7 protein-coding genes, 4 tRNA genes and 4 rRNA genes are annotated in these 14991 nt (G+C 45.9%); 3 read left to right on the top strand and 12 right to left on the bottom strand.

Annotation, left to right across the window (positions count from 1 at the left end; all coding sequences use genetic code 11):
- Window positions 1-81: 81 nt before the first annotated feature.
- From rrf (P7F88_RS12065) to P7F88_RS12015, 11 genes are all read right to left on the bottom strand, one after another.
- Window positions 82-197: ribosomal RNA gene (gene rrf / locus P7F88_RS12065) — 5S ribosomal RNA — on the bottom strand.
- A gap of 36 nt (window positions 198-233) precedes the next feature.
- Window positions 234-309: transfer RNA gene (locus P7F88_RS12060), tRNA-Thr, on the bottom strand.
- Between the two features lie 61 nt (window positions 310-370).
- Window positions 371-486: ribosomal RNA gene (rrf, locus tag P7F88_RS12055) — 5S ribosomal RNA — on the bottom strand.
- Window positions 487-577: 91 nt separating this feature from the next.
- Window positions 578-3468: ribosomal RNA gene (locus P7F88_RS12050) — 23S ribosomal RNA — on the bottom strand.
- A gap of 372 nt (window positions 3469-3840) precedes the next feature.
- Window positions 3841-3913: transfer RNA gene (locus P7F88_RS12045), tRNA-Ala, on the bottom strand.
- Window positions 3914-3941: 28 nt separating this feature from the next.
- Window positions 3942-4017, bottom strand: a tRNA-Lys gene (locus P7F88_RS12040).
- A 2-nt stretch (window positions 4018-4019) separates the two neighbouring features.
- Window positions 4020-4092: transfer RNA gene (locus P7F88_RS12035), tRNA-Glu, on the bottom strand.
- Between the two features lie 88 nt (window positions 4093-4180).
- Window positions 4181-5732 (bottom strand): 16S ribosomal RNA (locus P7F88_RS12030).
- The 16S, 23S and 5S rRNA genes sit together here with 4 tRNA genes alongside, the layout of an rRNA operon.
- 473 nt (window positions 5733-6205) lie before the next feature.
- Window positions 6206-6733, bottom strand: a complete 528-nt coding sequence (gene hemG / locus P7F88_RS12025; RefSeq protein WP_277825050.1) for a menaquinone-dependent protoporphyrinogen IX dehydrogenase — start codon at window positions 6731-6733, stop codon at window positions 6206-6208.
- 12 nt (window positions 6734-6745) lie between these two features.
- A complete protein-coding gene (locus tag P7F88_RS12020; RefSeq protein ID WP_277825048.1) occupies window positions 6746-8203 on the bottom strand; it encodes a TrkH family potassium uptake protein in 1458 nt (485 codons plus the stop codon).
- 33 nt (window positions 8204-8236) lie between these two features.
- The gene (locus P7F88_RS12015) at window positions 8237-8857 is read right to left on the bottom strand and encodes a YigZ family protein (protein WP_277825046.1); all 621 of its coding nucleotides are present in this window, start codon (window positions 8855-8857) and stop codon (window positions 8237-8239) included.
- A 273-nt stretch (window positions 8858-9130) separates the two neighbouring features.
- On the opposite strand from P7F88_RS12015, the gene fadB reads away from it, so the two are divergent.
- From fadB to acuI, 3 genes are all read left to right on the top strand, one after another.
- Window positions 9131-11302, top strand: a complete 2172-nt coding sequence (gene fadB, locus P7F88_RS12010; RefSeq protein WP_277825044.1) for a fatty acid oxidation complex subunit alpha FadB — start codon at window positions 9131-9133, stop codon at window positions 11300-11302.
- Between the two features lie 27 nt (window positions 11303-11329).
- Window positions 11330-12493, top strand: a complete 1164-nt coding sequence (fadA, locus tag P7F88_RS12005; RefSeq protein WP_277825042.1) for an acetyl-CoA C-acyltransferase FadA — start codon at window positions 11330-11332, stop codon at window positions 12491-12493.
- A 157-nt stretch (window positions 12494-12650) separates the two neighbouring features.
- Window positions 12651-13631 (top strand): acrylyl-CoA reductase (NADPH), encoded by a 981-nt coding sequence (gene acuI / locus P7F88_RS12000; protein WP_277825040.1) that lies wholly within the window; start codon window positions 12651-12653, stop codon window positions 13629-13631.
- Window positions 13632-13767: 136 nt separating this feature from the next.
- Here acuI and P7F88_RS11995 read toward each other — a convergent pair whose 3' ends face one another.
- Entirely contained in the window at window positions 13768-14712 is a 945-nt protein-coding gene (locus P7F88_RS11995; RefSeq protein ID WP_277825038.1) for a LysR family transcriptional regulator, read from the bottom strand.
- Window positions 14713-14991: the final 279 nt, after the last annotated feature.

The raw sequence follows: 14991 nt of genomic DNA, 5'->3' as shown, positions 1-14991 counted from the left end.
AAACGAAAAAAGCCTTCCAAACGGAAGGCCTTCTATACAAACAAAGTCTTATATCTCTTAGCTTTGTTGTTTTAAATTAAAACCTGGCAATGTCCTACTCTCACATGGGGAAACCCCACACTACCATCGGCGCTATTGCGTTTCACTTCTGAGTTCGGCATGGAATCAGGTGGGTCCACAATGCTATGGTCGCCAAGTAAAATTCTGTTGTTTGCTCTCTAGTTATAAGAAACTGGTGCTGATACCCAGACTCGAACTGGGGACCTCATCCTTACCAAGGATGCGCTCTACCACCTGAGCTATATCAGCAAATTTGCAGTTGCTTCAAGAGCAAAAAACCCGTTCTGAGAACGGGTTCTTATGATTTAAAGCCTGGCGATGTCCTACTCTCACATGGGGAAGCCCCACACTACCATCGGCGCTATTGCGTTTCACTTCTGAGTTCGGCATGGAATCAGGTGGGTCCACAACGCTATGGTCGCCAAGCAAATTCTTTAATTCGGAAAGCTGTTTCTATGTTCTCTACACATTCAATTCTGTTCTTGGCTCTGAGCCCACAAAACCCTTTGGGTGTTGTATGGTTAAGCCTCACGGGCAATTAGTACAGGTTAGCTCAACGCCTCACAACGCTTACACACCCTGCCTATCAACGTCGTAGTCTACGACAACCCTTTAGGACACTTTAAGTGCCAGGGAGAACTCATCTCAAGGCTCGCTTCCCGCTTAGATGCTTTCAGCGGTTATCGATTCCGAACTTAGCTACCGGGCAATGCCATTGGCATGACAACCCGAACACCAGAGGTTCGTCCACTCCGGTCCTCTCGTACTAGGAGCAGCCCCTTTCAATTCTCCAACGCCCACGGCAGATAGGGACCGAACTGTCTCACGACGTTCTAAACCCAGCTCGCGTACCACTTTAAATGGCGAACAGCCATACCCTTGGGACCGACTTCAGCCCCAGGATGTGATGAGCCGACATCGAGGTGCCAAACACCGCCGTCGATATGAACTCTTGGGCGGTATCAGCCTGTTATCCCCGGAGTACCTTTTATCCGTTGAGCGATGGCCCTTCCATTCAGAACCACCGGATCACTATGACCTGCTTTCGCACCTGCTCGAATTGTCATTCTCGCAGTCAAGCGGGCTTATGCCATTGCACTAACCTCACGATGTCCAACCGTGATTAGCCCACCTTCGTGCTCCTCCGTTACGCTTTGGGAGGAGACCGCCCCAGTCAAACTACCCACCAGGCACTGTCCTCACCCCAGATAATGGGGCTAAGTTAGAACATCAAACATACAAGGGTGGTATTTCAAGGATGGCTCCACACTATCTGGCGACAGTGTTTCAAAGCCTCCCACCTATCCTACACATGTAGGCTCAATGTTCAGTGCCAAGCTGTAGTAAAGGTTCACGGGGTCTTTCCGTCTAGCCGCGGGTACACTGCATCTTCACAGCGATTTCAATTTCACTGAGTCTCGGGTGGAGACAGCGTGGCCATCATTACGCCATTCGTGCAGGTCGGAACTTACCCGACAAGGAATTTCGCTACCTTAGGACCGTTATAGTTACGGCCGCCGTTTACCGGGGCTTCGATCAAGAGCTTCGACACAAGGTCTAACCCCATCAATTAACCTTCCGGCACCGGGCAGGCGTCACACCGTATACGTCATCTTACGATTTTGCACAGTGCTGTGTTTTTAATAAACAGTTGCAGCCACCTGGTATCTGCGACTCTCAATAGCTCCAAGAGTAAATCTCTTCACCGTCGAGAGCGTACCTTCTCCCGAAGTTACGGTACCATTTTGCCTAGTTCCTTCACCCGAGTTCTCTCAAGCGCCTTGGTATTCTCTACCCGACCACCTGTGTCGGTTTGGGGTACGATTCCTTACAATCTGAAGCTTAGAGGCTTTTCCTGGAAGCATGGCATCAATGACTTCACACCCGTAGGTGCTCGACATCGTGTCTCAGCCTTAAAGAGAGCCGGATTTACCTAACTCTCAAGCCTACGCACTTGAACCTGGACAACCGTCGCCAGGCCCACCTAGCCTTCTCCGTCCCCCCATCGCAATTGTAAGAAGTACGGGAATATTAACCCGTTTCCCATCGACTACGCCTTTCGGCCTCGCCTTAGGGGTCGACTTACCCTGCCCCGATTAACGTTGGACAGGAACCCTTGGTCTTCCGGCGAGGAGGTTTTTCACCCCCTTTATCGTTACTCATGTCAGCATTCGCACTTCTGATACCTCCAGCAGCCCTTACAGACCACCTTCAACGGCTTACAGAACGCTCCCCTACCCCGCTAGCAAATGCTAGCAGCCGCAGCTTCGGTTTATTACTTAGCCCCGTTACATCTTCCGCGCAGGCCGACTCGACTAGTGAGCTATTACGCTTTCTTTAAATGATGGCTGCTTCTAAGCCAACATCCTAGCTGTTTTAGCCTTCCCACATCGTTTCCCACTTAGTAATAATTTGGGACCTTAGCTGGCGGTCTGGGTTGTTTCCCTCTCCACGACGGACGTTAGCACCCGCCGTGTGTCTCCCGGATAGTACTTACTGGTATTCGGAGTTTGCAAAGGGTTGGTAAGTCGGGATGACCCCCTAGCCTTAACAGTGCTCTACCCCCAGTAGTATTCGTCCGAGGCGCTACCTAAATAGCTTTCGGGGAGAACCAGCTATCTCCAGGTTTGATTGGCCTTTCACCCCTAGCCACAAGTCATCCGCTAATTTTTCAACATTAGTCGGTTCGGTCCTCCAGTTGATGTTACTCAACCTTCAACCTGCCCATGGCTAGATCACCTGGTTTCGGGTCTATATCCAGAGACTGAGCGCCCAGTTAAGACTCGGTTTCCCTACGGCTCCCCTAAACGGTTAACCTTGCCACTGAATATAAGTCGCTGACCCATTATACAAAAGGTACGCAGTCACCCCACAAGGAGGCTCCTACTGCTTGTACGTACACGGTTTCAGGTTCTATTTCACTCCCCTCACAGGGGTTCTTTTCGCCTTTCCCTCACGGTACTGGTTCACTATCGGTCAGTCAGTAGTATTTAGCCTTGGAGGATGGTCCCCCCATATTCAGACAGGATATCACGTGTCCCGCCTTACTCGATTTCACGTAAAAGGGTTTGTCGGTTACGGGGCTATCACCCTGTATCGCCAAGCTTTCCAGCTTGTTCACCTGAACCATTAAACGCTTAAGGGCTAGTCCAATTTCGCTCGCCGCTACTTTCGGAATCTCGGTTGATTTCTTTTCCTCGGGGTACTTAGATGTTTCAGTTCCCCCGGTTCGCCTCATTAACCTATGTATTCAGTTAATGATAATTGCTTATGCAATTGGGTTTCCCCATTCAGGAATCGCAGACTCAAGTGGTTTTTACTACCTCATCTGCGCTTATCGCAAGTTAATACGCCTTTCATCGCCTCTGACTGCCAAGGCATCCACCGTGTACGCTTAGTCACTTAACCATACAACCCCAAAGAGTTTCGAAGAAACCTTTAAGATTGTTTAATCAAACAACCAAAGTTGTCTGCAATTATTTAAACATGATGCAGACACGATTTTGCCGGACTCAAATATGAACACTACATAAAATGTTGTTCCCAAGAACACTTGAATGTGTGTTGGTACCTACATCTTTAAAAGACATAGGATTTGAGAACTTTTAATTGAATAACAACGCATATCAATTGATATGGGGATTGTTGTTATTCGTCAGCTTTCCAAATTGTTAAAGAGCAAAGTGTACAAAACACTTTCTAAATAATCTCAAGTCGTAAAAGCAACCAACAATGAACACTATTGGTTTGGATACAACACCAAAAATACTTAGAGATGGTGGAGCGATACCGGGCTCGAACCAGTGACCCCCTGCTTGCAAGGCAGGTGCTCTCCCAGCTGAGCTAATCGCCCACATTGTTTTTATTCTCGTGGAAGAGAATGGTGGGTCGTGCAGGATTCGAACCTGCGACCAATTGATTAAAAGTCAACTGCTCTACCAACTGAGCTAACGACCCAATGGTATCCGTAGGGAGTCGAACCTCTGTTACCGCCGTGAAAGGGCGGTGTCCAGACCTCTAGACGAACGTGACACTAAAACCGAAGGTGTTGGCACCTTCATACTCTAAACTACATAAACCATCAATCTGTGTGGACACTAATCAACAACAATCTTATCGTTAAGGAGGTGATCCAGCCCCAGGTTCCCCTAGGGCTACCTTGTTACGACTTCACCCCAGTCATGAACCACAAAGTGGTAAGCGTCCCCCCGAAGGTTAAACTACCTACTTCTTTTGCAGCCCACTCCCATGGTGTGACGGGCGGTGTGTACAAGGCCCGGGAACGTATTCACCGTAGCATTCTGATCTACGATTACTAGCGATTCCGACTTCATGGAGTCGAGTTGCAGACTCCAATCCGGACTACGACGCACTTTTTGGGATTCGCTTACTCTCGCAAGTTAGCCGCCCTCTGTATGCGCCATTGTAGCACGTGTGTAGCCCTACTCGTAAGGGCCATGATGACTTGACGTCGTCCCCACCTTCCTCCGGTTTATCACCGGCAGTCTCCCCAAAGTTCCCACCCGAAGTGCTGGCAATTAAGGATAAGGGTTGCGCTCGTTGCGGGACTTAACCCAACATTTCACAACACGAGCTGACGACAGCCATGCAGCACCTGTCTCAGAGCTCCCGAAGGCACACCTGCGTCTCCGCTGGCTTCTCTGGATGTCAAGAGTAGGTAAGGTTCTTCGCGTTGCATCGAATTAAACCACATGCTCCACCGCTTGTGCGGGCCCCCGTCAATTCATTTGAGTTTTAATCTTGCGACCGTACTCCCCAGGCGGTCTACTTAACGCGTTAGCTCCGAAAGCCACTCCTCAAGGGAACAACCTCCAAGTAGACATCGTTTACGGCGTGGACTACCAGGGTATCTAATCCTGTTTGCTCCCCACGCTTTCGCATCTGAGTGTCAGTATCTGTCCAGGGGGCCGCCTTCGCCACCGGTATTCCTTCAGATCTCTACGCATTTCACCGCTACACCTGAAATTCTACCCCCCTCTACAGTACTCTAGTTAACCAGTTTCAAATGGCCTTCCGAGGTTGAGCCCCGGGCTTTCACATCTGACTTAATTAACCACCTGCATGCGCTTTACGCCCAGTAATTCCGATTAACGCTCGCACCCTCCGTATTACCGCGGCTGCTGGCACGGAGTTAGCCGGTGCTTCTTCTGCAGCTAACGTCAAATGATGAACGTATTAAGCTCACCACCTTCCTCACTGCTGAAAGTGCTTTACAACCCGAAGGCCTTCTTCACACACGCGGCATGGCTGCATCAGGCTTGCGCCCATTGTGCAATATTCCCCACTGCTGCCTCCCGTAGGAGTCTGGACCGTGTCTCAGTTCCAGTGTGGCTGATCATCCTCTCAGACCAGCTAGAGATCGTCGCCTTGGTGAGCTCTTACCTCACCAACTAGCTAATCTCACTTAGGCTTATCCAATCGCGAAAGGTCCGAAGATCCCCTCCTTTCCCCCTTAGGGCGTATGCGGTATTAGCTATCGTTTCCAATAGTTATCCCCCTCGACTGGGCAAATTCCTAAGCATTACTCACCCGTCCGCCGCTCGACGCCCAACAAATCGTCCGAAGAGTCAATGTTGTCGTTTCCGCTCGACTTGCATGTGTTAGGCCTGCCGCCAGCGTTCAATCTGAGCCATGATCAAACTCTTCAATTTAAGATTTTGGTGACTCAATGAATACTGAACATTCTTTTGCTAATAAATAGCTAAGTAATGTTTGAATTGACTGTGCCGATGTAACTATAAGTTACTTCGCTTGGTCACTCTGTATCATTGAAATCATTGTGATTCCGAAGAATCAGTTTTGATTATCATCAACGAGTGCCCACACAGATTGATAGGTTTATATTGTTAAAGAGCAGTGCTTTGAAAGGCTTTCTCTCAAAGCGGACGTGCATTCTAGCGAGATAATCGTCAGTGTCAAACACTTTTTAAAATCTTTTTTGCTAGTCACTCTTTCGAGTGATTCGTCCAACTGATATCAGCGTTTCCGTTAGGAGTCCGCCGTGTCAGTGAGGGCGCATTATAGAGACCTGTGTCACATTGGCAAGCCCTTTTTTAACTTTTTTTGAATTTATTTTGCTTTCGCAGAAAAATTGAGCAAAAAGGGCTAAAATAAGAAGTTATGTTTACATCTCCTTAAAGGAATGAGCAAATTTAGTAACCTTTTCCCAGTTGGTGTACTCAATTTCTTTGGTAGGGTCGGTCTCACCACCAGTGATTTTCATGATTAACTGGATACAAATTCGATCAAACAACTTATATTGAGGGTATCTAAGCGCACCAGCAAAAACGCCAATCTTAGATGGTTGCCATGGAGACTTCTTCTTAAATGTCTTCACATAAGCACTTCCTTCCGGGGTATCTTTGCCTTGGTCCTCTTTTCTTGCCGTTAGGTTCACTAAGAAGAAAGCTGCATTAATCTCTTCTAGTTTGGTCTTATTTTTAGTCACAAAACGGTAAAAGTGCTTACTTAGATGGCCATATCTGATAGACGCTCCGATAAGTACTTTATCAAACCCAACAAAATCAGCTTCTTCTATAGTGTGCAAATCACTAATCTCGCATTCAAAGCCTTCCATCTGTTCTGCTATAAAGTTACAAATCTTTATTGTTTGACCATCTGTGCTCGAGTAGAGCAAAAGTGCTTTTTTCACGTTATATCCTTTTTAGCTTCGCCAGAACGTAGGCGTAAGCAAAATTAGTAAAGTAAATATCTCAAGACGGCCAAATAGCATGGAGACTACTAAAACCCATTTAGCCTTGTCGTTAATATCTCCATAGTGGAGAGCAACATCCCCTAGCCCAGGGCCAAGGTTGTTCAGAGTCGATGCTACCGCTGAAAATGCACTCAGCTCGTCGATACCGGTTGCAATAAGGGCTAACATACATACAACAAACACAAGAGCGTAAGCAGAAAAGAAGCCCCACACAGCATCAACGACTCTTTGAGGAAGCGCTTTATCACCTAACTTAATAGTGAAAACGGCTCTTGGGTGGATAAGCCGTTTAATTTCACGAGCCCCCTGCAAAAACAGCAGAAGAATACGAATCACTTTCATACCACCACCAGTTGAGCCCGCGCAGCCACCTATAAATGAAGAAAACAGTAACAACACTGGCAAGAACAATGGCCACTCAGCAAAGCTTGTTGTGGTGAATCCTGCTGTTGTTGATATAGAAACAGTCTGAAACAGAGCCTGATCAAAGGCATCGTAGATTGAATCGTATGAGTGGTGATTAAGAAGCAACAGGAAACAAACTACAAAAAGAATAAACTGTATAAAAAAGAAAGACCGGAACTCGGGATCCTTAAAGTAGTATTGTGGGTGCACGCCACCTGATGCAAATGCAGCAAAGTGCAAAGAGAAGTTACACCCTGAGATCAACAGGAAAACAACAGTAATCATGTTGATTGCGTGACTATCGAAATAGCCCATACTTGCATCATGGGTAGAGAAACCACCAATAGCTATCGTCGAGAAGCTATGACATATAGCGTCGAATGGCGTCATCCCTGCCAACCAGAAAGCCGCAGCACAAGCTAATGTGAGACTCAAATAGATATACCACAATACCTTTGCGGTTTCGGCTATTCGAGGAGTCATCTTGCTGTCTTTTACAGGGCCAGGGATCTCTGCCCGGTAGAGCTGCATACCACCGATACCAAGAACAGGAAGAATAGCAACAGCCAATACGATGATACCCATACCACCAAACCACTGCAGAATTTGCCGATAGAATAGGATAGCCTTAGGAAGCTCATCCAAACCGACAATAACTGTCGCGCCTGTTGTAGTTAATGCAGAAAAAGATTCAAAGAAGGCGTCAGTTACAGATATGTTAGGGTTTTCAGATAAAAGAAAAGGAATCGCACCTGCGCTACCGATTACCGTCCAGAAAAGAACAACGATAAGAAAACCATCCCGCGCTTTCAGCTCCCTTTTATGGTATCGGTTAGGAAACCAGCAAATCCCCCCACAAACCAGGAGTACAAAGAAGGTAGTAACAAAAGGAACACCCGCACCATCCCTAAAGACCAGCGCTACAAATGCAGGAGCTAGCATAGATACGCTGAACAAAGCCAGAAGTAGCCCGACGATGCGGATTATTGAACGAAATTGCATGATTTATTATTTGAAGCGCAAGCTTCCGACTTCCTAGTTCTTTTCTTCGGTGACAATAACCTTTGCACCACTTTTATTCACAACTGCCTGTGTAAACTCTTCGACAACTAACTTTTCAAGCTCAATAACCAAACTTACCTTGTCGCTATAGTCAGAACTCACTTGTGTCGCACCATACTGACTCAACATAGACTGGAGTATCGGCATAAAACCGTAGTCTAACGTCAGAGTCAATTTAGTGGTTATTTTTTTCTCAATAGTTTGAAGCAGCTTAAGTGCCTGTTGAACCCCCCCACCATATGCCTTTACTAAACCACCAGTCCCCAGTTTGATACCACCAGAGTATCGGGTTACCACCGCGGTAATTTCACCAACACCAGAGCCACTTAACTGAGCCAGTATTGGCTTACCCGCAGTACCAGAAGGCTCACCATCATCACTAAAGCCCCATTTCATCGAATCTTCAGGTCGCCCGGCTACAAAACCCCAGCAATTATGGCGCGCATCTGAGTGCTTTTTCTTTATCTGCTCTACAAACGCTTTTGCATCATCGATTGAGGGAGTGTGTGCTAGATAGGTGATAAATACACTTTTCTTGATCTCTTCTTCAAAAACAGCAGGCGCAGACGGTATTAAATAAGGTTGCTCGTTCATTCTTTACTTAGAAACTTCAAATCTGATTACAGTGTATCACGCTATAAAATTAAATAGATAGCCGCATCAATCTCACAAATGTTAAACACTTGTTTAAATTATGTTGCAATTAACTTTTCTCTGGTACAAAATCTAGCCACTGGTCATACCATCAAAACTAAATGGTAATCCAGACAATAATTAATAGATGGAGTCAGCTCTGGATAAAAAGAACAAGACAGAGCTGATAAGTGCTCGATAGCAATCTCAGATTGTTCATCACGGAGAAAGATAATGATTTATCAAGCCACTACCCTACAAGTAAAGGAATTACGAGACGGTATTGCAGAGCTTTGCTTTTGCGCTCCCGCTTCTGTAAACAAGCTCGATTTAGCCACTCTTGAATCCCTAAATCAGGCTCTCGATACGATTAGAGAAAACAACAATATCAAAGGCCTGATTTTAACATCAGACAAAGACACCTTTATCGTTGGAGCTGACATCACCGAGTTCTTAGGTCTATTTGCCAAGCCAGCAGATGAGCTTGATAAATGGCTGCAATTTGCCAATGCTATTTTTAACAAACTTGAAGACCTGCCTTTCCCTACACTTTCAGCTCTTAAAGGTCATACACTTGGTGGAGGGTGTGAGTGTGTACTTGCTACTGATTTCCGTATTGGTGATAAAACCACCAGCATCGGCCTTCCTGAAACTCAGCTAGGTATTATGCCTGGCTTTGGCGGTACGGTTCGCATGCCAAGACTGGTTGGTGCAGACACTGCCATGGAGTTAATTACCACAGGCAGACCACAGCGTGCTAACGATGCTCTGAAGATTGGTCTTTTAGATGCAGTTGTAGATTCTGAAGCTCTGACAGAATCAGCAATTGAAACAATATCTCAGGCCATCAATGAAAAAATTGACTGGCAAGGAAGACGTAAGCAAAAAACATCGGCTCTTAGTTTAAGTAAAATTGAGGCCATGATGAGCTTCACTATGGCGAAAGGTCTGGTAGCACAAAAGGCTGGCCCGCACTACCCCGCTCCTATCACTTCGGTTAAAACTATTGAAGAAGCAGCAACTCTATCCCGTAATGCAGCGTTAGATGTAGAGCGTAAACACTTTATAAAGTTAGCTAAGTCAGAAGAAGCTAAGTCGCTGGTTGGTATATTCCTAAACGATCAGTACATTAAAGGGCTCGCGAAAAAGTCGGCTGAATCAGCGAGCAAAGATACTGAAAGAGCGGCTGTTCTTGGGGCAGGCATTATGGGTGGCGGCATTGCTTATCAATCAGCCCTTAAAGGCGTACCAGTATTGATGAAAGATATTGCGCAAGCTTCCCTTGATCTTGGTATGAACGAAGCATCCAAGTTACTGAATAAAAGGCTGGAGCGTGGAAGACTAGACGGATTCAAAATGGCGGGAATCCTGTCTTCCATCACTCCAAGCCTCCACTATGCTGGCATTGAGCAATCAGACGTGATTGTTGAAGCCGTTGTAGAAAATCCAAAAATCAAAGCCGCTGTGCTTTCTGAGGTAGAAGGTAATGTGTCCGAAGAGACTGTTATTACTTCGAATACTTCAACCATTCCAATCAACTTGCTCGCGAAGTCTCTCAAACGTCCGGAAAACTTCTGTGGGATGCACTTCTTCAACCCTGTACACAGAATGCCACTGGTGGAGATCATCCGCGGCGAACACACCTCAGAAGATACTATTAATCGTGTAGTCGCTTACGCTGCAAAAATGGGTAAGTCACCGATCGTAGTGAATGACTGCCCAGGGTTCTTTGTAAACCGCGTTCTGTTCCCATACTTCGGTGGCTTTAGCAAACTGATGAGTGATGGTGCTGACTTTACGAAAATCGATAAAGTAATGGAAAAACGCTTTGGCTGGCCTATGGGTCCTGCATACTTGCTTGATGTAGTTGGTATTGATACCGCTCATCATGCTCAGGAAGTAATGTCTCAAGGCTTCCCGCAGCGTATGGCAAAAGACGGCAGAGATGTGATTGATGCTCTGTTTGAAGCCAGCAAGTATGGCCAGAAAAATGGCAGCGGTTTCTACGCTTATACGATGGATAAGAAAGGGCGTCCGAAAAAAGCCTTTAGTGAAGACGTAATACCTTTGCTTAAAGATGTATGCGCGGAACAACAAGAATTTGATGATGAAACCATTATTAACCGAATGATGATTCCTATGATTAACGAAGTGGTTCTTTGTCTTGAAGAGGGAATTATCGCCTCACCACAAGAAGCCGATATGGCGCTGGTATACGGGCTTGGCTTCCCTCCATTCCGAGGCGGTGTATTCCGTTATCTGGATAGCATCGGTGTTAAGCAATATGTCGAAGCTGCTGCGAAGCTTCAGGATCTGGGCTCGCTTTACCAGGTACCTCAGATGCTTCTGGACATGGCTGAATCTGGCGAGACTTTTTATCAGTCTCAGCAAGCCAGCTCGCTTTAACTTCACTTTTGGATAAGGAATATCATAATGAATAACGTAGTTGTTGTTGATTGCCTTCGTACACCTATGGGTCGTTCCAAAGGTGGGGCATTTAGAAATGTACGAGCTGAAGATTTGTCTGCTCATCTAATGAAAGGCATTCTGGCACGTAATCCAGAAGTTGATCCTAATCAGATTGAAGACATCTACTGGGGTTGTGTGCAGCAAACGCTTGAGCAAGGATTCAACGTTGCTCGAAACGCTGCCTTATTGGCAGATCTGCCTAAACAGATTGGTGCAGTAACAGTAAACCGCCTTTGTGGCTCTTCTATGCAGGCGCTTCACGACGCTTCACGCGCTATTATGGTTGGTGATGCAGATATCTGCCTAATTGGTGGTGTGGAACATATGGGTCATGTACCTATGAACCACGGTGTCGATTTCCACCCTGGGCTGTCAAAGAATGTAGCCAAAGCCGCAGGCATGATGGGGTTAACTGCTGAAATGCTGGGAAAACTACATGGAATAAGCCGTGCACAACAAGATGAGTTTGCCGCAAGGTCTCACGCCAGAGCCCATGCAGCAACGACTGAAGGCCGATTTAAGAATGAAATACTGCCAACCGAAGGCCATGCAGCTGATGGCTCATTAATCCAACTGGATTATGATGAAGTTATCCGCCCAGAAACTACAGTGGATGGACTATCCCAGCTTCGCCCTGTGTTTGACCCGGCTAATGGTACAGTTACCGCTGGTACTTCATCTGCTCTGTCAGATGGTGCTTCCGCTATGTTGCTGATGAGCGAAGAGAAGGCAAAAGAGCTCGGCGTCAAAATCCGCGCTCGTGTTAAATCGATGGCAGTTTCTGGCTGCGATCCTTCTATCATGGGCTATGGGCCAGTACCTGCAACCCAAAAAGCATTGAAACGTGCAGGCCTTTCTATTGAAGATATGGGTGTTGTTGAACTTAATGAAGCATTTGCCGCTCAGTCACTTCCATGCGCCAAAGACCTTGGTCTTCTAGATGTAATGGATGAGAAAGTGAACCTGAACGGTGGTGCTATTGCACTTGGACACCCTCTGGGTTGTTCGGGAGCAAGAATCTCGACAACGCTTATCAACCTGATGGAAGCCAAGGATGCTAAATACGGCCTGGCTACCATGTGTATCGGGCTCGGTCAGGGCATAGCAACAGTATTTGAAAGGGATTAACTCATCCTGATTTTAAAAGCGGCTTCGGCCGCTTTTTTCTTATATGCGAGTTGCGCATAGATAAAATGATTAAGTTTCATTTTCTACATACCGCATAAAGGTCTACACTTAATCACACAAAATTTCAGTGCCCCCCTATAACTATGTGGAGATAAGCATGTTTAAGGCTTTAGTTCTAAATCAAGAAGATAAACGTACTCTTTCAGCAATCGAACAAATCGACGAAACACAACTTCCTGAAGGTGAAGTTCTGGTCGCTGTAGATTATTCATCGCTGAACTACAAAGACGGCCTAGCAATTACAGGTAAAGGCAAAATCATCCGCAACTTCCCAATGGTTCCCGGTATAGATATGGCTGGTAAAGTAATCAGCTCTGACGACGCTCGCTATAAAGAAGGCGATGAAGTTGTTCTTACTGGCTGGGGTGTAGGCGAAAACCACTGGGGTGGTATGGCTGAAAAAGCAAAACTAAAGGCAGACTGGCTGGTTCCTCTTCCAAAAGGCTTAGACAGCAAAAAAGCAATGATGGTTGGTACCGCAGGCTTTACTGCAATGCTTTGTGTTCAGGCTATCCTGGATAGCGGTGTAAAACCTGAAGATGGTGAAATCCTTGTAACAGGCGCAAGTGGCGGTGTAGGTTCAGTATCAGTCACTCTTCTTGCACAACTTGGCTATAAAGTAGCAGCGCTAACTGGTCGTGTTGAAACAAATGGCCCGCTACTAGAAAAACTAGGTGCAAGCCGCATTATCGACCGCACAGAGTTTGAAGAACCAGCTCGTCCACTTGAGAAGCAAGTGTGGGCAGGTGCTGTTGATACTGTAGGTACTAAGGTTCTGGCTAAAGTTCTAGCTCAAATGGACTACGATAGCACTGTGGCGGCGTGTGGCCTTGCTGGCGGTTTTGACCTACCAACAACTGTAATGCCATTTATTCTGCGCAATGTACGTCTACAAGGCGTGGATTCTGTTTCTTGCCCAGTTGAGAAGCGTATCGCTGCATGGGAAAAACTATCTGAGCTTCTGCCTGAAAGCTACTTCGAGCAAGCATGTACTGAAATTGCTCTTGAAGAAGCACCAAAGTACGCAGAAGACATCACTAACGGTCAGGTAACTGGTCGAGTAGTTATTAAGCTTTAATTAAACACGCTACCGACTTATAAGCAGGTTGGTGGTGTTTGTACAGCAGGTGTTCGCAGCATGGATGCTGCGTCCAAGCCTACATGGACGTATCTACGGCGTCCTGCAGTATAAATATCACCAACTTGCTAGACACCTAACCCTCGAGTCCTAAATCCTCTACTCGCTTAGCAATCAACTTACCGCACTCTTCTTTAAGCAGGTTGCGTAACCACTCCTGAGATTGTGAGTGATCACATCTTGAATGCCAGATCATAGAGTAATCAAAAGGAGTAAACTGAAATGGTAATGGTTTAATGACCAAACCATAGCGCTCAGCGACCAGATAAGCGAGGTCAGCTGGTACTGTTATGATAAGAGGAATATTGTCGATAACAGCTAGAGCGGATTCTAAGTGGTACCCTCTGATAAGCACCTTTCTTTCAGGCTGATCAGCAAGCGCTTCATCAATCAACGCTTTCACCCCATCACTAATCGCTATTGTTGCATGGGGAAAACTTAAAAAATCTTCCAGATTCATATCTTTGTCAGCCAGAGGATGACTTTTAGATACCATACAAAACACCCCTACTTTACCAAGCACATCCCTATGTAAAGGCTCTACAGATGAAGTAGGTCGACAGATAGCTAAATCTGCACCGTGGGTTGTTAACTGTTCTAATAGCTGGTCGTGTTGCAACGGCAAAAAGTTAAGAGACACATTAGGTGCTTCTTTGTAGATTCGAGGAAGTGCAAAAGGCAAGATAGTTTGCATCGCATAGTCTGTTGTCGCAATGGTAAAAGTCTGATCACAACTTTGAGCATCAAATTCTTTATCAGATAGTAAAGCCCGGATTGACTCTAATGGTTCTCCTAAAGAACGATCAAACTCTAATGCTTTTTCAGTAGGTAGTAACTTATGTCCCTGACGAGTAAACAGAGGATCATCTAATAGCTCTCTTAAACGTCCTAATACCCGACTCATTGCTGACTGACTAAGATTAAGTCGATTGGCAGCTCTGCTAACACTCTGCTCTTCAATCATAACCCTTAAGGCCACCAGCAAATTCAGATCACGTCGATAAATATCTTCCAGTTCCACAGCTTTAGACTCTTTAAATTCTTACAGATGAACATATACTAAGCGATATTGCTAAGTTGCAGGCAAAAAAATCCCGCCTTTCGGCGGGGAAGCCCAAGAAAACTGGGGATAGTGCTGGAACACATTTGATAATGTTGCGCATTTGTTAATTAAATGTATACATAAAATTTACATTTGCCAAGTTTTAATTGCACTTTTTTTCGTGCTACTTAACAAAAATATAATTTATAGGCTATTTTTCAAATAGTTAAACTGAGTAAATAATTGAGAGCCATACCC

The sequence above is a fragment of the Vibrio hannami genome, from assembly GCF_029589055.1.
GTDB classification, from domain to species: Bacteria; Pseudomonadota; Gammaproteobacteria; order Enterobacterales; family Vibrionaceae; genus Vibrio; species Vibrio hannami.
This window is presented reverse-complemented; position numbering and strand designations above follow the sequence as displayed.

Excerpts from the sequence above, each read along its gene's own strand:
- fadA (WP_277825042.1), top strand. The coding sequence starts at position 11,330 with ATGAATAACGTAGTTGTTGTTGATTGCCTTCGTACACCTATGGGTCGT.
- P7F88_RS12015 (WP_277825046.1), bottom strand. The coding sequence starts at position 8,857 with ATGAACGAGCAACCTTATTTAATACCGTCTGCGCCTGCTGTTTTTGAA.
- P7F88_RS12020 (WP_277825048.1), bottom strand. The coding sequence starts at position 8,203 with ATGCAATTTCGTTCAATAATCCGCATCGTCGGGCTACTTCTGGCTTTG.
- fadB (WP_277825044.1), top strand. The coding sequence starts at position 9,131 with ATGATTTATCAAGCCACTACCCTACAAGTAAAGGAATTACGAGACGGT.
- acuI (WP_277825040.1), top strand. The coding sequence starts at position 12,651 with ATGTTTAAGGCTTTAGTTCTAAATCAAGAAGATAAACGTACTCTTTCA.